Here is a 19,464-nt window from a genome sequence, read left to right on the forward strand (position 1 = left end):
GGGTCAAGATTGGGCGCGACGGATCACTCCGTCCGCAACCGGCTGACCAGCTGCTGATGCAAGGGCGGACCGGCCGCAAGCACCCCATCGGTTTTTGGATGTACGCCGTTGAAAACAAGGGTTTTCCCGCGGCGGTCCGTCAGGGCAGCCCCCGCCTCCGCCGCGATAAGGCTGCCCCCCGCGATGTCCCATTCCCAGGACGGGCGCAGCGTCATCATCCCGTCGAACCGCCCCTCGGCGACGAGGCAGAGGCGATAGGCCAGGGACGACCGAAAGTGCCGCGCAACCGGGGGTGTGCCGCCCCGCCAATTGTCCGGCGCGAGGTTCGGCTTTGCGGCAAGGATCGTCGCCCCGTCGATCTCGGCCCTTGGGGAACACTGGATCGATACCCCGTTCTTGGCGGCGCCCGACCCCAGGGCAGCCGAGAACAGAAGGTCCCGCGCCGGAAGATAGACCGCCGCCGCGGTGATCCGGCCCCGGTCCGCGATTCCGATCGAGACGCCCCAGTCCCTGGCCCCGTCGATGAAGGCCCGCGTTCCGTCGATCGGATCGACGATGAACTGCCGCTCCGTCTCCAGCCGCGTTTGATCGTCCTCGGTTTCCTCGCTCAGCCAACCGTAATCCGGACGCTCGCCCGTCAGGTGGTCGCTCAGGTACCTGTCGACCGCGAGATCCGCCTCCGTCACCGGCCCTGCATCCCCCGGCTTCTGAGTAACCTCAAGATCTGCGGACTGAAAATGGCGCAACGCGATACCGCCCGCCTCACGTGCCGCGCCGACGATCAGGTCAAGATCACTCACCGGCGAGGGTCAATCCGTCGATAAGGATCGAGGGCACGACACGGCTGAGCCACGGCCGGGCGTCATTCGCGGGCACGATCCTGGCCAGCATATCAATGAGGTTGCCTGCGATGGTGCATTCGTTGACCGGATAGGCAATCTCGCCATCCTGGATCCAGAAGCCAGAGGCGCCGCGGGAATAGTCGCCCGTGTTGGGGTTGATCGTCGACCCGATCATCGAGGTAATCAGAAGCCCGGTTCCCATGTCGCGGATCAGGTCGTCCCGGCTCGCTGTTCCCTGGGTCAGGCTGACATTTGAGGCTGCAGGCGACGGCGCGCTCGACGGGCCGCGGGCGGCATTTGCCGTGCTTTCCATCCCCAGCTTGCGCGCCGTGGCAAGGTCCAGTGTCCAGCCCTTCAGAACACCATCGTCGACGATCTTCCGGCGCTGCGTTGGCAGACCCTCCGCATCGAACGGGCGAGATCCCTGAACACGCGGACGGTGAGGATCTTCAATAAGATCAACGCCTTTCGGCAAAACCTGCTGGCCAAGGCGATCCTTCAGCCAGGACGAGCCACGCGCGACCAGGCTGCCGTTCGAGGCTTGCAGCAGGTGGCCGATCAGCGAAGACGCGATGCGTTCGTCGAAGAGGACGGGAAAGGTGCCGGTCTTGGGCTTCCTGGCCCCGGCACGGGACACGGCCCGCTCGGCCGCGTTCCGCCCGATTTCTTCGGCGTCGCGCAGATCCGACCGGAAGATGCGGTAATCGCCGTCATAGTCCCGCTCCATCCCCAGCCCGGTGCCCGAGATCGCGACGCAGGACAGACCGTGGTCGGTCCGGTCATATCCTGCTGAAAACCCGTTGGTCGCCGCAAGATGGATCTGCCTATTGGAATAGCCCGCGCTGGCCTGCTGGGTCTGCTCGACCCCCGGATAGGCAAGGGCGGCCCCCTCTGCCGTCAAGGCCGCTGTCTTGAGCGCCTCGGGATCGGGCTCTTCCGACGGGTCAGCCAGTTCCAGGGCTTCGATACCCGTTCCGTCGGCCAAAAGGTCCGGTCCGGCAAGACCCAGATGCGGATCCTCCGGTGCTTCCCTGGCCATGGCGACCGCGCGGTCCGCCATTTCCGTAATCGTCTCGGGCTTCACATCCGAAGCGGACACGATCGCCTGACGCTGCCCCAGAAGCACGCGCAGGCCAATCTCGACCGCCTCGCTCCGCTCTGCCTGCTCAAGCGCGCCGGACCGGACATCGACCGAGACAGAGGTGCTGGAGACGGCCATCGCGTCCGCATCATCGGCCCCGGCCGCCCGTGCGGCTTTCAGCAGGGCGTCGGTCAGGTCGGGAAGGTGTGTGGTTGTCATGTAGGCGCAGCTAGGGCTGCGTTGGCCGGGCCGCAAGGGTAAAATCCTGCGGCCCGGGCCATTTCGCGGTCACTGAATACGCTGTCCGTTTGCGATCACGTGGCCCTGATCGTTGATCTCGATGGTCGAGCTCAGCTCGTCTTCACCGGTCGCGGTGGCAAACATCCCCATCATCATCCGCGCACCCATGACCTGATCAGGCGGCAGCAGACCCATCTGCACGAGGTTGTCCATCAGTGTGTTCACACCGGTCGCAACGAAGCTGACCTGCCCTTCTGGCTGCGGCATGCCACCGAACTGGGGCGACGGGTTGTCGTTGTCGAACGTGAACGCGCCCTCACCGGTGATCTCTGCCCCGCCGCCAGCAATGCGCAACGCGTCGAGACTGAGGCTTTCAAGTTCGCCAGGGGCTTCGCCCGGGCCCAGATTGGCCATCGCCTCCGGATCCATGAAGCTCACATCGAGCCGTGCCTGACCGCTGAGGTCAAGCAGGACCGAAAGGGGATCGCGCGGCAGAACCTCGCCCGGATCGAAGATGTTCCAGATCGGGTCGCTCAGGACCAGCTCCGACAGGTTCAGGCGCAGGCCCAGATCGGTCGCCTCCTCTGTCTCGGCGACCGGCATCTCGATCCCGTAATCGTATTCAGCCAGCGACACATCGATCGGGAACGGGATCTGATCCCCCTCGACGTTGATCGCGATATCCTCCGCGCCACCGGAATAGCTGATCGTGCCGCCCGTGATCGCCATGTCGAGCCCCGAACTGGCCGAGGTCACAACGGCATCGAACGGGCCCATGTTTCCGTTCCCGCTCATCTCATAGCGCGCGGCGCCAAGCGTATAGCGGCCCGTCATATCGGTTCCGGCGCCATAGAACCCCTGAAGGAAGGCTTCGGGGTCGGAGGCGTCCAGATTGTCCGGAAGGACCCCGTTCGAGACCACCTGCATCCCGTCGATCGTTCCGGATCCGCTGATGATCTGGCCGGGATTGTCCGGGTTGGGGAACAGGAATTCGAAGGCGACCGCATCGATGTTGCCGTCGTAGTCGAAGCGCTGGCCGCCATCTGCCGTGACGGTCGACCGTCCCGTCACGCCGGTCGCCGCCATCGTAAAGTCCCCCTCGACCGCCTCGCCATCACTGACGATGCTGAGAAGCTCCACTTCATAGAGGTCAGCCGTGAAATCGAAGGTAATCGCGCCCGGATCACCGCTGGCGATCACTTCTGACCCGTCCAGCAGGAAAGCCATCTCGACCTCGGTCACCACATCGGTGAAGGAATCGACGCCCGTGATCGTCATTGGGATGGTTTCGGGATAGATGACGCTGACCGTGCCGTCGCCCTGCTCCTCCAGAACGATCGTGCCGATGGTGGCGCTGGCGCCGCCGGTGGTCTCATCCTCGAACGCGAAGGCCACATCGGGGATCGTCAGGGTCGAGCCGGACCGCTCTGGCGTGCCCATTGTCATGTTCTCGCTGCCGTAGACCGCCATCGCTTCAGAGATCCGGGCCCACACATCGTCCGCGGTCACATCCGCCATCGTCGCTGCGGGAACAAGCAGCGCCGCCGCGCAAGTCGTCGTCTTAAGGATAAGTAGATTTCGCATTTGAAAGCCTCGTGAAGAAAAAGCGCGATGCCGGTTCGTGGTATATCGAGTGTGCGAAGCGCGACACGTCGGCGCGTAAAGTATCAGCGGGGCGCGTGATGTAAATGGCGTCCGGGCAGGCCGGTTTATCGCTTGCGTCTGGGGCCGACCGATTTCGAGTGGAAGGTGGGTGGCCGTTTCGACACCCAGTCGAAAAAGCGCCGCAACTTGGGATGCGACCGAAGCGCGTCGGGCGTGTTGTAGACCCGCGCCAATTCAGCTTCGCTTAGGGTCTTGTGGATCTCGACGTGGCAGATGTGATGGACAAGGATCGTCGGTCCCCCCTTGCCGCCCTTGAGTTTCGGAACGAGGTGATGGAGGGAGGATCGCGCGTCAGGCGGGATCGGGCGCCGGCAAAGAGGGCAAATCGGATGATCGGACATAGCCTCTAGATGTCGCGCATCCCGCCAGAGGAAAGAACCGCTTTGATCGTCGGCGCGGGCCCGGCCGGCCTTGCCGCAGCCGAGGTTTTGTCGGAGCGGTATAAGGACGTCCTGGTCTGCGATGCCATGCCATCGCCTGCGCGGAAGTTCCTGATGGCGGGGAAATCAGGGCTCAACCTGACCAATGTCGCGGATGCAGAAAGGATGATCCGCCTCTGTGGTGCGGATCTTGCCCCGATGGTGCGGGCCTTCGACTCGCAGGCTGTCTGCCGCTGGGCCGAAAGGCTGGGCCAGCCACTCTTCACCGGGTCCGGAGGTCGGGTGTTTCCCGTCGCCATGAAGGCCTCCCCCCTGCTCAGGGCCTGGCTCGCGAGGCTCGAAGGGCGCGGCGTGACGCTCCGCCGCCGCTGGCGCTGGGCAGGCATCTCCGACCAGGAGCAAATATTCGAGACACCGGAAGGCCGACGCACCGTTGCTTCAAGTGTCACTATTCTCGCCATGGGCGGGGCAAGCTGGTCCCGCCTCGGCTCCGATGGCGCATGGGTGGCCCCTCTCGGTCTCGACGTCGCGCCGTTTCAACCCGCCAATGTCGGGCTTCGGCTGACTTGGTCCGCTAAGATGGCGCGGCATTTCGGCCAGCCGATCAAGACCGTGACGTGGGCGGCAGGCGGGCAGCTTTCCCGCGGCGAAGGCATTGTGTCGTCCCGCGGGATCGAGGGCGGCGGCATCTATCCGCTTTCTCCGCATCTGCGCGACGGAGAGCGACTGGACGTCGACCTAAAGCCCGACTGGGACGCGACCCGCGTCTCTGCCGCCCTTGTCCGGCGCGGAAAGGCCAGCTGGAGCCAGGTGCTGCGCAAGCGGCTGCGCCTCGATCCGGTGAAAGCCGCGCTCTTGCGGGAGTTCGGCGGGCCGCCGGAGGGCTGGACCGCGCAAAGCGTCAAAGCACTGCATGTCCCCCATGAAGGCCCGCACCCGATCGACGAGGCCATATCGGTAGCAGGTGGCGTTCGCTTTTCCGATCTCGACGCGAACCTTATGATCCGGATCCGGCCAGGGGTTTTCTGCGCGGGCGAGATGCTTGATTGGGAGGCGCCGACCGGGGGTTATCTGCTCACCGGCTGTCTGGCAACGGGCCGTTGGGCAGGGCAGGGGGCGCTGCAATGGCTCGACCGGGCCGCCCCTTAAGCAGGTATCGTGCGCTAAATGGGCGGAGGCCCGCCGGGACGGGGCTTTCCAAGCGCAGCAGGATCGGTCTAGGTAGGGCGAATAGACCTGCGGAGCTTGCGACGTGAAGACCTCCCTGCCATGCGCCACGACCTCCGCGCTTGCCATTACGATTTCGCTCATCGCGGCCGGGGCGTCGGCGCAGGGCCATACCTACAACCTCTATGGTGAACCCGGGCTGATCGAAATGCCCACGGCCGACACCGTGCCCGAGGGCGAGGTCGCCCTGACCTTCGGCAGCGCCGTCAATCAGTTCCGCAACACCTTCACCTTTCAGGCCACGCCGCGCCTGTCCGGCAGTTTCCGTTATGCGCGCATCGATGAATTCGGCGGTCCGGGCGAGGACGAGACCTTCGATAGAAGCTTCGACCTGCGCTTCCGCTTTATCGACGAGGGGGTCTACCGCCCCGCCGTTGCCGTGGGCTTGCGGGATTTCCTCGGCACGGGCCGGTTCAGCGCGGAATACCTCGTGGCGACCAAGCGGATTGGCGAACGCCTGTCCGTGACCGGCGGCCTCGGCTGGGGTCGGCTGGGGTCCCGCGACGGATTCGAAAATCCGCTCGGCGTGTTGGACGAGGGTTTCGAGACGCGCCCTGAGCTTGAGATCGAGGAAGGCGGGGAGGTGAATACCGACCAGCTTTTCCGCGGCGACGCGGCGATTTTCGGTGGTTTGTCCTATCAGGTGACGGACACGCTGACCTTCCTGGCGGAGTATTCCAGCGACGCCTACACGTTCGAGGAAGAAACGGAGGTGTTCGAGGCCTCCTCACCGGTCAATGTCGGCCTCTCCTGGCGCCCGAGGCCCGGTTTCGAGTTCGGGCTGCATTACCTCTACGGCGAAGAGCTCGCGGCGAGCGCCTCCATCGTCATCAACGCTAAGGAGCGGCCGACGGTCGGCGGCTTCGACATAGCGCCGCTGCCGGTTCTGGTGCGGACGCAGAACGTCCTCGCGGCCGAATCCTGGGATGATCCGAGTACAGCGGCGGGGTTCGAGGCGATCGAAGGCTCGCTGGCGCAGGCGATAGAGGGCGAGGGGCTGGTGCTTGTCGATCTCGACATCAGAGGCTCCGTGGCACGGGTCCGCTACGAGAACCCCCGCTACCGGTCCGAACCGCAGGCGATGGGCCGGATCGCGCGGCTTCTGACCCATGCGATGCCGCCGAATGTCGAGACTTTCGTCCTGACCCCGCAGCGGACTGGCCTGCCCGCCTCTGCCGTCACCATCCGCCGGACCGATATGGAACGGCTGGAAAACCAGCCGGGCGGTACCGAACTGTCCTTCGATCGGGCCATCATCGCCGACGCCCCCGCCGAGGTCGGCCTTTCCCCCGAACCCGCGGACGTCCAGCGCTTCCGCTACAACCTCGCACCCTACTTCCGGATCAGTTCCTTCGACAGCTCCGAACCCGTTCGGGGAGAGATCGGGGCGGAGCTTTCCGCAAGCTACGATATCAGACCAAACCTGATCCTTCAGGGCGCGCTCCGGCAGCGCATAACTGGAAACCTGGAAGAAGGGGATCCGATCCAGCCCACCGGTCTCGAGCCCGTGCGGACCAATATCGGTTTCTACAACGAAGCCGACGGTGTCACGATCCCGGATTTGACCCTCGCCTACTACTTCAAACCCGGTGACCAGCTCTACGGGCGTGTCACCGGCGGCTATCTCGAGCGGATGTTCGGCGGCATATCGACCGAGCTTCTGTGGTCTCCCGCCAATTCTCCCTGGGCCTTTGGGGCTGAGGTTAACGCCGTGCAGCAGCGCGACTTCGATCAGCGGTTCGGCTTTCAGGACTATGACGTCGTCACCGGCCATGTGAGCGCCTACTACGATTTCGACAACGGCTTTTACGGGCGGGTCGATGTAGGCCGCTACCTCGCCGGTGACAGCGGCGCGACCTTCGCGCTCGACCGGGAGTTCGATAACGGCTTCCGTGTCGGCGGCTTCTTCACCCTGACCGATGCGTCTGAAGAGGATTTCGGCGAAGGATCTTTCGACAAGGGTGTTAGCGTTTCCATTCCCACCGACTGGTTCTTCGGAACTCCATCGCGCCGTCGGATCAGCACGTCGTTGAACTCTCTGACGCGCGATGGCGGGCAGCGGGTCAGCGTGCCGGGACGGCTTTACGGGACGGTCAGCGGGGCACAGAACCCGGATCTGGAAGAAGGTTGGGGACGGTTTTGGCGATGAGACTTCGATCAGCCATGCTGGCCTTTGCCGGCTTTCTGGCGCTTGCCGCCTGCTCCAACGACGACGATCGTGAAGAAACGCCGTTCCAGCAGGCGACAGAGATTGTCCGCGACAGGCTCACGCCCGGCGAACCCGGGCCGACGCTGCGCGACGGCCTGACCCGGGCACAGATCCAGCAATTGCCGGGCGAGGTGATCTTCGTCGAGATCCCCGACCGCGACGCGCAGGCCCTGATGGGGCTTCTTATCGAGACGCCGAATGGCGCGACTTATGTGACACCAGAGGGGATCACGCTGACCTTCGAGCAGGGATTTCTCAAGGCGTCACGCGGGCTTGGCGGGGATATCGTCGCGGGCGACAGCCGCGCCATCCGCGCCGCTTTGGGCACCGAGGGGACCGCGATCCGGTTCTATGATTACCTGACCGGAGAGGACCGCATCGACCGGCGGCGGCTGACGTGTCTGTTGAGCGCGCCCGAGCCGGAGCGGATCACGGTGTTCGAAGTCGTCTACGGCACCGCGCGGATCGACGAGACCTGTTCGGATGGCGAACTGGTCTTCGACAACGTCTACTGGATCGACGAAGGCGGGGTGGTTCGGAAGAGCCGGCAGTTCGTTAGTCTCTCGGTCGGGCACGTCATCGTGGAGCAGCTCTGAGTCCCGATTTCTCGGATCGGCATGTGGTCGGCTTTTTGTCGGACTCCCGTCGGCCATTTTTCGAAACCCAGGCCCTACCCCGCTCCCCCCACTGACAGCGTCACCGCGTCACCGGCAAACCAGGTCTTGCCAAACTCCACTGGAATGCCTTCGGGCGTCGCGTTGAGTGAAACCGTTCCCAGCAACGGGTCGCCTTCCCCTATTCCGAGTTTCACCGCCTGCGCCGCATCGGCCCGCCGGGCGTGGATCTCTGTCCGGGTCCTGACGTAGTCGGTCACCCCGCTGCGGCGGAGCGCCTCGGTCACCGAGCTTTCCTCGGAGAGATGGTCCAGAAGGTCGGGTAGCGTCGCGGGAAAGATGCTGCGAAAAAGCGCGATCGGCACGTTGTCGGCGAAGGAAACTCCCTCGCACACATACACCTCGGCATCGGGCGGCAGGCGCAGCTCGGCCTGCTCCTCACTGTCTGGCCGGCGTGTGCCAAGGAAATCCATCCGCCGCCCCGGCATGCGCCCAGCCGCATCTAGGTTCTTGCGAAACCGTACGCGGTCGCCGATCGGATAGAGAAGCGGTGCGCTCGCCACAAAGACACCCGCCCCGCGGCGGCTGCGAAGAACCCCGCTGGAAGCCAGATCAGCAATCGCCCGGCGCACCGTGTGGCGATTGACGCTGAAGCGTGCAGACAGCTCTGCCTCGGTCGGCAACCGCTCGCCGGGGGCATAATGCCCTTCAGCGATTTCTTTCCCAAGGCGATCGCGGATCGCGGTCCATAAGGCAGGTCGGGCCATGTCACCAAACATTCACGAAGCAAGGGTTGCATGACCATCCTGTCCTCTTCTACAAGATTTGTATAGTTGTATATTTATAGAAGCGAGTCGCCATGGCCGCATCCGCCCAGGAACAACGCCGAAACCGCCTGTCCGCTCTTGCCAAGGCCCCTGCCGACCGTTTGCAGGCGCTGTGGTCGAAGATCGGGGAAGAGCCGGAGCACCGCCTGATCCGTGGTCCCGAATTCGGGTCGGTCATGGTACGCGGGCGGGCCGGTGGCACCGGCGCGCCCTTCAATCTGGGTGAAGTCACGGTGACCCGATGTTCCGTCGCGCTGGCGGACGGGACCGTCGGACACGGTTACGTGCAGGGGCGAAGCGCTGCCGCTGCCCGGATCGTCGCACTCGCCGATGCGCTCGCCGAGGCGGGTCAGCACGACCTTATCGAGGCCGGGCTGGTCGCACCGCTGGAGGAAGAACGGGTCGCGAAGCGCAAGGCGCGGGCCAGAAAGGCAGCCGCCACAAAGGTCGACTTCTTCACCATGGTGCGGGGGGAAGCCACATGACCACCCTTCAGAACCGCCCACGCGATGCGGATTTCTCGGGCGGCTTTCAGAACCCGGCGCCGGAGGCAGCGCGGATCTTCCGCCACGCGCTGGACGCGATGGCGCGTCCTGGCCGGATCGAAACGGTGTCGGGAATCGCGCCGCCCGCGCCGCTTTCCTCTGCCGCTGGCGCCATGCTGCTGACCTTGGCGGATCTGGAGACGGTCGTTCATCTTGCCCCCTCGCACGATATCCCCGCCGTTCGGGATTGGTTGGTCTTTCACACAAGCGCCCCATTCGGTGTGGCTGAAAAGGCGGATTTCGCCGTGGGCACCTGGAACGATCTCCAGCCAGTGACGACCTACAAGGCCGGAACCTCTGAATACCCCGACCAATCTGCAACGTTGATCGTCGAGATGGATCGGCTCGAGGCGGACGGTGCCCGTCTGACAGGCCCCGGGATCAAGGATGAGGCCTGGCTGACCTTGCCTGAGAACGATGCGTTCGTCTGGAATCGTCGCCGCTTTCCGCTGGGTTTCGACTGCTTCTTTACCTGCGGCGACCGGCTCGCCGCCTTGCCTCGTAGCACCCGGATCGGAGGGGATTCCTAGATGTATGTCGCGGTCAAGGGCGGTGAGCGGGCTATCGAGAACGCCCATACCTGGCTTGCCGAGGAACGGCGTGGGGACCCTGGCATCGCCGAGCTGACCATCGCTCAGATCCGGTCGCAGCTTCGCCTGGCCGTGAACCGGGTCATGGCGGAGGGATCGCTTTTCGATCCTGATCTTGCCGCGCTGGCGATCAAGCAGGCCCGCGGCGACCTGATCGAGGCGATCTTCCTGATCCGCGCCTACCGGACGACCCTTCCCCGCTTTGGCGCCAGCACACCGATCGATACGGCAAGGATGACCTGCGACCGCCGGATCTCGGCGACGTTCAAGGATCTCCCGGGCGGACAGATCCTTGGCCCGACCTTCGACTATACCCACCGCCTGATCGACTTCGCGCTGGCGGCTGAGGGGGGCGAGCTTTCTGACGCGGCCGTTCAGCCTCAAGGGGCCGAAGAGGACATCCCCCATGTCTCGGGCTTCCTCGAACGCGAGGACCTTCTTCAAACGGAACCGGACGGCGAAACTGTCCCGCCTGATCTGACTCGCGCGCCGCTTGCCTTCCCGGCCGGCCGGCCGCTGCGCCTTCAGTCGCTCGCGCGCGGGGACGAGGGGTTCATCCTCAGCATGGCCTACTCGACCCAGCGGGGCTACGGCCGCAACCACCCCTTCGTGGGCGAATTGCGGGTGGGGCTGGTCGCGGTCGAGATGGACATCCCCGAGCTTGGTTTCGCCATCGAAATCGCCGAGATCGAGGTGACGGAATGCGAGACGGTGAACCAGTTCACAGGCTCAAAGACCGAGCCTGCCCAATTCACCCGTGGCTATGGCCTCGTCTTCGGCCATTCCGAGCGCAAGGCGATCTCCATGGCGTTGGTCGACCGGGCCTTGCGCGCGGAAGAGCTGGGCGAGGCCAGCGGCGACGCCCCCGCGCAGGACGAGGAATTCGTGCTCAGCCATGCAGACAACATCCAGGCGACGGGCTTTCTGGAGCACATCAAACTGCCGCACTACGTCGATTTCCAATCGGAGCTGGAGCTGATCCGTAAGCTGAGGCGCGACGCAATGGGCGCGCGGCAGGAGGCTGCGGAATGAGTGGGCGGCGGCTCATCTTCCTGACCCACGCTGAAGTGGTGATCGACCCCGCGGTCCCGGTGCCCAAATGGGGATTGTCCGATATTGGCCGCGCGCGCCACGCGGCTTTTGCCGACAGTGCCGAAGTGGCGCACGTCACCACGCTTGCCAGCAGCCCCGAGACCAAGGCACGCGAGGGTGCGGCCCCCGTGGCCGACCGGCTTGCCCTGCCCATACGGGCCATCAGCGCCCTGGGCGAAAACGATCGGTCCGCGACGGGCTACCTGCCGCCAGACGAGTTCGAGCGCACAGCCGACGCCTTCTTCGAAAACCCCGACACCGCCGTGCGCGGATGGGAGCGGGCGCGCGCGGCACAGGCGCGGGTCGTCGCTGCGGTGACAACGTTGGCCGAGCTTGACGACGCCGCTGGCGACATCCTGATCTTGGCCCATGGCGCGGTCGGCGCTTTACTGCGCTGCCATCTCAAGGGGTGCGAGATCACCCGGGCCGAAGACCAGCCGCCGGGCGGTGGCGCCTGGTTTGAGACACGCACAGGCGGCTGGCCCGCGCCCGGCGATTGGAGCCGCATATGACCGACTACAACTTCGCCTATCTCGACGAGCAGACCAAGCGGATGATCCGGCGGGCGATCCTCAAGGGCGTCGCAATTCCGGGATATCAGGTGCCGTTCGCCAGCCGAGAGATGCCGATGCCCTATGGCTGGGGGACGGGCGGCGTGCAGGTCTCCGCCGCCGTGATGACGCCGGAGGATCGGTTCAAGGTGATCGACCAGGGCAGCGACGACACGACCAACGCGGTGTCGATCCGCAAGTTCTTCGAGGCGGTCGCGGGCGTCGAGACGACCGAGCGAACGGTCGAGGCGACGGTGATCCAGACCCGGCACCGGATCCCCGAGACGCCGCTGACCGAGGATCAGATCCTCGTCTATCAGGTCCCGATCCCCGAACCGCTGCGGTTTCTTGAGCCGCGGGAGACCGAGACGCGGAAGATGCACGCGCTTGAGGAATACGGACTGATGCATGTGAAGCTCTACGAGGATATCTCGCACAATGGCGAGATCTCGACGGCTTACGCGTATCCGGTGCGGGTCGAAGAGCGGTACATGATGGATCCCTCCCCGATCCCGAAATTTGATAATCCCAAGCTTGAAAGCGCGGCGATCCAGCTTTTCGGCGCGGGGCGAGAGCAGCGGATCTACGCGATCCCGCCTTACACACAGGTGGTAAGCCTCGATTTCGAGGATTATCCGTTCGATCCGTCGAAGGCCGATCATCCCTGCGCGCTCTGCGGGTCGACCGAAAGTTACCTCGACGAGGTCATCACCGACGATAGCGGCAGCCGGATGTTCGTCTGCTCCGACACCGATTATTGTGCCGAACGGCGAGAGGATGCCGCATGATCAACCAGCTTCGCCTCTACGATATTCCGCGGGACAATAAGGGCCCGTTCCTCGACCGGTTCCGCGATCATGCCGCCCGGCTGATGGCACAGCATGGCTTCCGTATCCAGGCGATGTGGGTCGCCGATGACGATCACCGCCTGCGGTTCGTCTATCTGCTTGCCTGGCAGGACGAGGACGAGATGCGCACCGCGTGGCAGAGCTTCATGGCCGACGAGGAATGGGCGCGGATCAAGGCCGAGACCTCGGCGCGCCATGGCGACTTCGTTCTGGGGATCGAGGATATCGTTCTGACCCCAGCCGATTTCTCGGACGCGATCGGAGACGGGGGCATATGATCACCGGCCTGTCGCATATCACGCTCATCACCCGGGACCTCGACCGGATGACCCGCCTGATGACCGAGCTGCTGGGGGCGGAAGAGGTCTATTCCTCTGGCCACGACACCTTCTCTGTATCCCGCGAGAAGTTCTTCATCGCCGGCGGACTTTGGGTCGCGGTGATGGAAGGCGAAAGCCTCCCCGACCGGACCTACAATCACATTGCCTTCGCGATCCCGGAGGAAGATCTCGATGTCGCGACCGAGAAGGCCAAGGCGCTCGGCCTCGACATCCGCGCGCCGCGTCCGCGGATTGCGGGGGAGGGTCGGTCGCTTTATTTCTACGATCACGACAATCACCTGTTCGAGCTTCATACCGGCACGCTGGACGAGCGGCTTGCGAGCTATGCCGAGGTATCCGGATGACCGCCTGTTCTCTCTCTGATCTCCTAGAAATACCGGGCCTTTCCAAATGACGACGGTTTGGCTTCACGGGGCCGGGCTTTCGGGTGCGTCCTGGGCGGGGGTCGCCGGTCTTACGCCTGACCTGCCCGGCCACGGAAGTGAGCCGCGCGCCGTTACCCCCACGATTGAGAGCTTTGCAGACGCTCTCTTGCCGAAAATACCAGACCGCCTGCACCTCGTTGGCCATTCTCTTGGCGGGATGGTGGCCGTTGAATTGGCGGCGCGGCTTAAAGGGCGTGTCCTCTCCCTCGTCACGGTAGAGGCGGTGCCAACGGTTCATCTGACCCGATTTTCGACACTCGCCGCACATATTGCGATGGGCCTGTTCCGTTTGATCGGTCCGCGCGGTGTCGCCGCGCTGTCAGGTATTGGCCAACCGAAGGCGGTGGGGCGTCACATCAAGCCGCTGATCGCACAGATGGATCGCGGCGGTATGGAGGATGCCCTGACCGCCGCCTTCTCCTATGACGCGCGCCCACGGCTGCCCGACGTCACGGCCCCGGCGCTTGTCATTGCGGGGCGCGGCAATCCGCAGACCCACCGCGGCGCCCGGTTGATGGCGAAGGAATTGGATGCGCCTTTCGAGCTGATGAAGGGCGGGCATATCCTGCATATCGAGCAACCAGATGCTTTGCGCGACCGCATTCGCAAGTTTCAAGAGGCACAATCATGACCCCCCTTCTCTCCGTCCGAAACCTCGGCAAAAGCTACGGCGGCAATATCGGCTGCACCGATGTCTCTTTCGATCTGTTCGAGGGCGAGGTGATGGGGATCGTCGGTGAAAGCGGATCGGGCAAGTCGACGCTGCTCAATTGCCTCTTCGGGCATCTCGCCCCCGATGAGGGCGAGGTCATCTACAGCACCCGCGCCGAGGGCCTGCGCGACACCCTGACAATGTCCGAGCCCGAGCGGCGGATGCTGTCCCGCACCGACTGGGCCTTCGTTCACCAGAACCCTCGCGACGGTCTGCGGCTTCGGGTCAGCGCCGGTGGCAATGTGGGCGAACGTCTGATGGCCGTCGGCGCACGCCATTACGGCGGTATCCGCGAAGCGGCGTCGGACTGGCTAGAGCGGGTGGAGATCGACACGCACCGGATCGACGATCGGCCCGCCGCCTTCTCCGGCGGGATGCAGCAGCGGTTGCAGATCGCCCGCTCGCTCGTCTCGGGGCCGCGGCTCGTCTTCATGGACGAACCGACGGGCGGGCTCGACGTCAGCGTGCAGGCGCGGCTTCTCGACCTGTTGCGCGGGCTCGTACGGCGGATGGGTCTTTCGGTGATCCTCGTCACGCATGATCTGGCCGTCGTGCGTCTGCTGGCCGATCGTGTGATGGTGATGAAGGGTGGCCGTGTCGTCGAGGCAGGGCTGACCGATCAGGTGCTCGACGATCCCCAGCACCCCTATTCGCAGCTTCTGGTCAGTTCGGTTCTGCAAGTGTGAGGCACGTCAGATGATCCAGATCGAAAACGTCCGCAAATCCTTCACGCTGCACAATCAGGGCGGTGTAGAGATCCCGGTTCTCGCCGATGCGGAGATGACGGTTATGCCCGGCGAATGCGTGGCCCTGACGGGCGCGTCAGGCGCCGGCAAGTCGACGCTGATGCGCATCCTCTACGGCAATTACCGCGCGAGCGGCGGGCGGATCCTCGTCGGCTGCGTCGATATCGCCCAGGCCGACCCGCAGGAGATCATCCGCCTGCGCCGCGAGACGCTGGGTTTCGTCAGCCAGTTCCTGCGGGTCGTGCCCCGCGTTCCCGCGGTCGAGGTGGTGGCAGAGCCCCTTCTGCTGCGCGGCATCGACGAAGACAGCGCGCGGACGCGGGCCGAGGGCCTGCTTGAGCGGCTACGCATCCCGGTCGCGCTCTGGTCGCTCTCGCCGACCACGTTTTCGGGTGGAGAGCAGCAGCGCGTGAACATCGCGCGGGGTTTTGCCGCGGAGTATCCGGCCCTGCTGTTGGACGAGCCGACCGCGAGCCTCGACCCGGTGAACCGCGAAACCGTGCTGCAGATGATCGCAGAGGCGAAGGCGCGGCGCGCTGCAATCGTCGGCATCTTCCACGACGCAGAGGCGCGGGCGCGCGTGGCCGATCGCGAGATCGACGTCTCGCGCTTCACGCCGGTCATGCAGTGACCAAGGGGCGCCTTATCGCAATCGTCGGGCCGTCCGGCGTCGGCAAGGACAGCCTGATGCGGGCGCTTGCCGCGGCGGAGCCGCATCTGAGGGTTGCCAAACGGACGATCACCCGGCCGCTCGACCCCGATAGCGAGGATTTCTTCTCGGCCACCGAAGCGGAGTTTCGGGATCAGGAGGCGGCCGGCGCCTTCGCGCTCAGCTGGGGCGCCCATGAGCTGCGCTATGGGATTGCGACGACCGATCTTGACCGGGTCCAGACAGGCACCGAGGTACTGGCCAATCTCTCGCGCACCGTGCTGGAAGAGGCGCAGTGCGTCTTCGGGCGCCTCGCGGTCCTGTCGGTTTCCGCCGCGCCCGAGATCCTGGCGGCCCGCCTCGCTGACCGCGGCCGGGAGCGGCCGGAGGAGATCCTCAAGCGGCTGTCGCGGGCAGAGGTCCGCTTGCCCAACAGCTTGGCCGTCACACATCTCGACAATAGCGGGCCACTGGACCAGACCGTCGCTGCGGCCCGCGCGGCGCTCTACCCGTCGAGAGAGGCCCTGGAGATCAGATGAAACCGCCCTTCCGCATCCTCCCCCATCAGCGCGAGCGATCTGATGACAAAGGGATCAGAGAGAACCGGCGCGAAGTGCTCTGCAAGCACCGCACGGATGCTCTCGGCCTGATCGGGCACGAGCGGGCCGGTGAGGGTCAGGTGGAAGCGAAACTCCTCCATCACATAGGGGTAGCCCCATGTCAGGAGGAGCTCGTCTTGCCGAGCGGTCAGACCGCTCCCCCGGCGGCGAGCGAGTTCGGTGTCAGAGGGCGGCATGCGGAAGTCATCGAGCGCTTCGACCGTTCGCGCCGCAAGATCGCTGAGCGCCGGGACAGACGCGTCGGGAACGATCGCGATGAACCGGCCAAGGCGCCGGACGGTCAGCCGCCCGCAATTGACCGGCGCTCGCCTCTCGCAGAAAGCGGCAAGGGCGGTTTGCAGGTCTGCAGGTGTCTTGCTGTCGGCGAGTCGCATCGGCGGTTTGATCGTCCCGTGAAATCCGTACTTGCGGGGCCGCTCCTTCAGATCCGCTGCCGGAGCGGGCAGGCCCGGCATGTCGGGCGGCAGGGCCTCAGCGCCTGTTACACTATCCCATCCCAGCCAATCCGCGCCGTACCGGTAAAGGTCACCCTCGGGCACCACGTAGATGGCAAATCTTCGGAAAGAAGTCATGTTGCAGCAATCCCCTGAAACCGTCACCGGTGAGACTGTGCTAGCCAACGCGCGGCTGGTTCTGCAAGACGAGGTTGTCCTCGGCTCCCTCGTCATCTCGGGCGACGAGATCCGGGCGGTTGACAGCGGGTCCGGGGTGCCCGCCGGGGCCATCGATTGCGGCGGCGATCTGGTGATGCCGGGGCTCATCGAGGTGCACACCGACAACCTCGAGCGGCATATCGAACCGCGGCCGGGTGTCGCTTGGCCTCACATGGCGGCGATCGTCGCCCATGATGCGGAACTGGCCGGGGCCGGGATCACGACCGTTTTCGACGCGATGCGGCTTGGCTCGGTGGTGGAAGGAAAGAGCCGGTATCTGCCCTATGCCCGTAACCTCGCAAACGAACTATTTGCGCTGCGCGACCAGGGCGCCCTGCGCATCAGTCATTTCCTGCACCTGCGGGCCGAGATCTGTTCTGAGACGCTGCCGGAAGAGCTGGATGATTTCGGCCCGGAGGATCGGGTCGGGCTGGTCAGCCTGATGGACCACACGCCCGGTCAGCGACAGTTCCGGGACGTGGAGAAGTTGAAGGCCTACGTCATGGGCAAGGGACTGAGCGAGGCCGAGTTTCATGACCACATCAGGGAGCAGGTGGAGCTTGGCGATCGGGTCAGAGACCGTCACGAGGCGGCGGCGGTGGCTTTCGTGCAGCGGGTCGGCGCGCATCTGGCGAGCCACGACGATACCACGGAAGAGCATGTCGCAGCCTCTGCCCGCCACGGAGCGACGCTGGCCGAGTTTCCGACCACGCTGGAAGCCGCCCATGCATCGCAGAAGGCGGGTCTTGCCGTTATCATGGGCGCGCCAAACCTGATCCGCGGCGGATCCCATTCCGGCAATGTCTCGGCGGCGGAACTGGCCGAAGACGGGCTGATCGATATCGTTTCGTCCGACTACGTGCCGGCGGCCCTCCTGCAATCCGCGATGCGCCTGGGCGAGATCTGGGAGGATCTGCCGCGCGCGATCGCCACCGTAACGGCGACCCCGGCAAAACGGCTGGAGCTAGACGATCGCGGAGCGCTAAAGCCCGGTCTGCGGGCCGATCTGGTGCGGGTCTCGACCGATGGAGGCGTCGTTCGGACGACTGGAACGTGGTCTCGCGGGCGGCGCGTCGGCTAAAGCTGCTGTCAGGGCCGGTTCAGCATTGCGATCCGGATCAGCGCCCGCTCCATCAAGGCCGCCGCCGGCGCGCGGGAGGTCGACCGCAGCTGGAGATCGGTATCGATCAGGATTTGCAGCGCTTTTTCCAGGCGCGGACGGCCCCATGTGCTCGCCTGACGGCCCATCCTGTCGCGTCGCGGCCCGAAGACAGGTGGGCGCAGGCGGCCCATGCCCTGCCCCACGCCGCCGGGATCCGAGGCGGCGGTGTGAAGCTGGCGGAAATGGCGCGTCGCGCCGATGCACAAGGTCACGGGGGTCACACCCTGTGCGGCAAGGCGCGACATGAGCGGCCCGATTTCGTGCGTCGCACCCTCGGCCGCGATGTTGAGGATATCGTCCAACGCCGCCTCGACGGAAAGAGGCGCGCAGGCGGCGATATCCTCCGCACTCAGCGGTTCCGGATCGCCGCGCTTGTAAAGGCCGAGCTTCTCGACCGTCTGGCGGAAATCTCCGGGCTCCAACTTGCGGGACAAGGCCGTCAGCGCGGCCATTGCGTCCGGTCCGGGTCGGTCGAGACCAGCCGCGGTCAGCGCATCGGCGATGTCGTCGGCGCTGGGCGGCTCATCGTAGAGCGGGATCGCGAAGGCGTTTGGGTGGCCTTCGAACATCTTGCGGAGTGCGCCCTTGGGGGGGAGTTGGCCCGCTGTCACCACGATCTGCGCATCGCCGTCGCGCCAATCCTGGAGGGCGGCGTCGATGGCCTTTGCTACGGTCTCGGTCGCATCTTCGACCAAAGCCACCCGGGGGCCGGGAAAGAAGCCCTGCGCCTTGACCGCATCGAGGAGGAGGGCCGGTTCCTTGCGCAGATCGGCGGCGGGAATGCGGGTCAGGCGCATTTCCTCGGCTGCGTTGGGGCCCGTCAGCGCGCCTGTCATCGCCTTGCGCATATCGGCGACGCGCATCGGATCCTGACCGTAGATCAGGATCCCGGCGCGGGATCGGTCGGGCCTCGCGATATAGGCGCGGGCGTCGCGGGCCGAGAGCTTCATCGGCGCGTGAGGCCCGCCGAGGCGCTGCCAGAGACCGCAATGGTGGGCTCTGGCGGTATTTCGGCGATCAGGCGGGCGACGAGAAGGTCGGCCAAAGCGATCGCCAGGCGATCTTCGGCGTCTTCCTCTGCCGCGAGCGTGGCGACGGTCGTCCCGGTGGCCGAGTAAGCCGTGAAGCTGCGGACCGTGCCGTTTGCAACGGTCCGACCGGTTGTGTCCGTAACGCTGTAGGTCAGGTCGCCTTCGAGCGTGTAGCGCGTGATCTCTCGGTCGGAGGTGAAGGCGGCGGGGCGCTCCTCAATGGCGAGGCTGACGTCGAGGGACAGGTCGGGGGCCGTCGGCTGGCCAAGACGCTCTTCCAGGCGCTGGGCGATCAGGAATGTCGCGCGATCGTCCGGTTCTTCAATGAGGATACGGCTTTGAAGGGTCGTCGCAGGGGCGCCGGGGGCCAGGGCGGGCTGAAAACCGCAGGCGCCCAAATAAGATAGCAGCATG

The 19,464-nt window shown here is 65.1% G+C and carries 23 protein-coding genes; 15 read left to right on the forward strand and 8 right to left on the reverse strand.

The window, feature by feature from the left end; genetic code table 11:
- Window positions 1-23 precede the first annotated feature (23 nt).
- The 4 genes from AADZ90_RS03820 to AADZ90_RS03835 form a co-directional block, all read right to left on the reverse strand.
- Complete coding sequence (locus AADZ90_RS03820) at window positions 24-800, reverse strand: inositol monophosphatase family protein (RefSeq protein WP_367309086.1); 777 nt, start codon at window positions 798-800, stop codon at window positions 24-26.
- Window positions 793-2,142: a TldD/PmbA family protein gene (locus AADZ90_RS03825; RefSeq protein WP_367309085.1), complete on the reverse strand. Its 1,350-nt coding sequence runs from the start codon at window positions 2,140-2,142 to the stop codon at window positions 793-795. Before AADZ90_RS03825 ends, AADZ90_RS03820 begins: the two co-directional genes overlap by 8 nt.
- 69 nt (window positions 2,143-2,211) lie before the next feature.
- Window positions 2,212-3,747, reverse strand: a complete 1,536-nt coding sequence (locus AADZ90_RS03830; protein ID WP_367309084.1) for a DUF2125 domain-containing protein — start codon at window positions 3,745-3,747, stop codon at window positions 2,212-2,214.
- Window positions 3,748-3,872: 125 nt separating this feature from the next.
- Entirely contained in the window at window positions 3,873-4,169 is a 297-nt protein-coding gene (locus AADZ90_RS03835; RefSeq protein WP_367309083.1) for an HNH endonuclease, read from the reverse strand.
- A 9-nt stretch (window positions 4,170-4,178) separates the two neighbouring features.
- Between AADZ90_RS03835 and AADZ90_RS03840 the strand changes: the two genes are divergently transcribed.
- The 3 genes from AADZ90_RS03840 (at window position 4,179) to AADZ90_RS03850 (ending at window position 8,240) form a co-directional block, all read left to right on the forward strand.
- Window positions 4,179-5,357 carry a TIGR03862 family flavoprotein gene (locus tag AADZ90_RS03840; protein ID WP_367309082.1) on the forward strand — a complete coding sequence of 393 codons (1,179 nt, stop codon included), beginning with the start codon at window positions 4,179-4,181 and terminating at the stop codon, window positions 5,355-5,357.
- Window positions 5,358-5,460: 103 nt separating this feature from the next.
- Entirely contained in the window at window positions 5,461-7,584 is a 2,124-nt protein-coding gene (locus tag AADZ90_RS03845) for a YjbH domain-containing protein (RefSeq protein WP_367309081.1), read from the forward strand.
- Window positions 7,581-8,240 carry a YjbF family lipoprotein gene (locus AADZ90_RS03850; protein ID WP_367309080.1) on the forward strand — a complete coding sequence of 220 codons (660 nt, stop codon included), beginning with the start codon at window positions 7,581-7,583 and terminating at the stop codon, window positions 8,238-8,240. The genes AADZ90_RS03845 and AADZ90_RS03850 overlap by 4 nt, the downstream gene beginning before the upstream one ends.
- Window positions 8,241-8,314: 74 nt before the next feature.
- On the opposite strand, the gene phnF is transcribed toward AADZ90_RS03850, so the two are convergent.
- Window positions 8,315-9,025 (reverse strand): phosphonate metabolism transcriptional regulator PhnF, encoded by a 711-nt coding sequence (phnF, locus tag AADZ90_RS03855; RefSeq protein ID WP_367309079.1) that lies wholly within the window; start codon window positions 9,023-9,025, stop codon window positions 8,315-8,317.
- 92 nt (window positions 9,026-9,117) lie between these two features.
- Here phnF and phnG point away from each other — a divergent pair, with 92 nt between their 5' ends.
- Genes phnG through phnN form a run of 11 tightly spaced genes read left to right on the forward strand, consistent with a single transcriptional unit; the run spans window position 9,118 to window position 16,123 of the window.
- Window positions 9,118-9,570, forward strand: a complete 453-nt coding sequence (phnG, locus tag AADZ90_RS03860) for a phosphonate C-P lyase system protein PhnG (RefSeq protein WP_367309078.1) — start codon at window positions 9,118-9,120, stop codon at window positions 9,568-9,570.
- A complete protein-coding gene (gene phnH, locus AADZ90_RS03865; protein ID WP_367309077.1) occupies window positions 9,567-10,160 on the forward strand; it encodes a phosphonate C-P lyase system protein PhnH in 594 nt (197 codons plus the stop codon). Before phnG ends, phnH begins: the two co-directional genes overlap by 4 nt.
- A complete protein-coding gene (locus AADZ90_RS03870; RefSeq protein ID WP_367309076.1) occupies window positions 10,161-11,252 on the forward strand; it encodes a carbon-phosphorus lyase complex subunit in 1,092 nt (363 codons plus the stop codon). It abuts the gene before it with no gap.
- A complete protein-coding gene (locus tag AADZ90_RS03875) occupies window positions 11,249-11,824 on the forward strand; it encodes a histidine phosphatase family protein (protein ID WP_367309075.1) in 576 nt (191 codons plus the stop codon). Before AADZ90_RS03870 ends, AADZ90_RS03875 begins: the two co-directional genes overlap by 4 nt.
- Window positions 11,821-12,651, forward strand: coding sequence for an alpha-D-ribose 1-methylphosphonate 5-phosphate C-P-lyase PhnJ (locus AADZ90_RS03880; RefSeq protein ID WP_367309074.1), 831 nt, complete (start codon window positions 11,821-11,823; stop codon window positions 12,649-12,651). The genes AADZ90_RS03875 and AADZ90_RS03880 overlap by 4 nt, the downstream gene beginning before the upstream one ends.
- Window positions 12,648-12,989, forward strand: a complete 342-nt coding sequence (locus tag AADZ90_RS03885; RefSeq protein WP_367309073.1) for an NIPSNAP family protein — start codon at window positions 12,648-12,650, stop codon at window positions 12,987-12,989. Before AADZ90_RS03880 ends, AADZ90_RS03885 begins: the two co-directional genes overlap by 4 nt.
- On the forward strand, window positions 12,986-13,396 hold the full coding sequence (gene fosX, locus AADZ90_RS03890) for a FosX/FosE/FosI family fosfomycin resistance hydrolase (RefSeq protein ID WP_367309072.1): 411 nt from the start codon (window positions 12,986-12,988) through the stop codon (window positions 13,394-13,396). Before AADZ90_RS03885 ends, fosX begins: the two co-directional genes overlap by 4 nt.
- Window positions 13,397-13,442: 46 nt before the next feature.
- Complete coding sequence (locus tag AADZ90_RS03895) at window positions 13,443-14,108, forward strand: alpha/beta fold hydrolase (RefSeq protein WP_367309071.1); 666 nt, start codon at window positions 13,443-13,445, stop codon at window positions 14,106-14,108.
- Window positions 14,105-14,875: a phosphonate C-P lyase system protein PhnK gene (phnK, locus tag AADZ90_RS03900; RefSeq protein WP_367309070.1), complete on the forward strand. Its 771-nt coding sequence runs from the start codon at window positions 14,105-14,107 to the stop codon at window positions 14,873-14,875. Before AADZ90_RS03895 ends, phnK begins: the two co-directional genes overlap by 4 nt.
- 10 nt (window positions 14,876-14,885) lie before the next feature.
- Window positions 14,886-15,566, forward strand: a complete 681-nt coding sequence (phnL, locus tag AADZ90_RS03905) for a phosphonate C-P lyase system protein PhnL (protein ID WP_367309069.1) — start codon at window positions 14,886-14,888, stop codon at window positions 15,564-15,566.
- Window positions 15,563-16,123, forward strand: a complete 561-nt coding sequence (gene phnN, locus AADZ90_RS03910; RefSeq protein WP_367309068.1) for a phosphonate metabolism protein/1,5-bisphosphokinase (PRPP-forming) PhnN — start codon at window positions 15,563-15,565, stop codon at window positions 16,121-16,123. Before phnL ends, phnN begins: the two co-directional genes overlap by 4 nt.
- Here phnN and AADZ90_RS03915 read toward each other — a convergent pair.
- On the reverse strand, window positions 16,090-16,776 hold the full coding sequence (locus tag AADZ90_RS03915) for a DUF1045 domain-containing protein (protein ID WP_367309067.1): 687 nt from the start codon (window positions 16,774-16,776) through the stop codon (window positions 16,090-16,092). The two genes, phnN and AADZ90_RS03915, sit on opposite strands and share 34 nt — an antisense overlap.
- On the opposite strand from AADZ90_RS03915, the gene AADZ90_RS03920 reads away from it, so the two are divergent.
- On the forward strand, window positions 16,775-17,938 hold the full coding sequence (locus tag AADZ90_RS03920; protein ID WP_367309066.1) for an alpha-D-ribose 1-methylphosphonate 5-triphosphate diphosphatase: 1,164 nt from the start codon (window positions 16,775-16,777) through the stop codon (window positions 17,936-17,938). The genes AADZ90_RS03915 and AADZ90_RS03920 overlap by 2 nt on opposite strands.
- An 8-nt stretch (window positions 17,939-17,946) precedes the next feature.
- On the opposite strand, the gene holA is transcribed toward AADZ90_RS03920, so the two are convergent.
- Together holA and lptE are read right to left on the reverse strand one after the other, a co-directional pair.
- Window positions 17,947-18,969 (reverse strand): DNA polymerase III subunit delta, encoded by a 1,023-nt coding sequence (gene holA, locus AADZ90_RS03925; protein WP_367309065.1) that lies wholly within the window; start codon window positions 18,967-18,969, stop codon window positions 17,947-17,949.
- Window positions 18,966-19,463, reverse strand: a complete 498-nt coding sequence (lptE, locus tag AADZ90_RS03930; RefSeq protein WP_367309064.1) for an LPS assembly lipoprotein LptE — start codon at window positions 19,461-19,463, stop codon at window positions 18,966-18,968. The genes holA and lptE overlap by 4 nt, the downstream gene beginning before the upstream one ends.
- Window position 19,464 lies beyond the last annotated feature (1 nt).

This window comes from Aestuariibius violaceus, from assembly GCF_040779325.2.
Lineage (GTDB): Bacteria > Pseudomonadota > Alphaproteobacteria > Rhodobacterales > Rhodobacteraceae > Aestuariibius > Aestuariibius violaceus.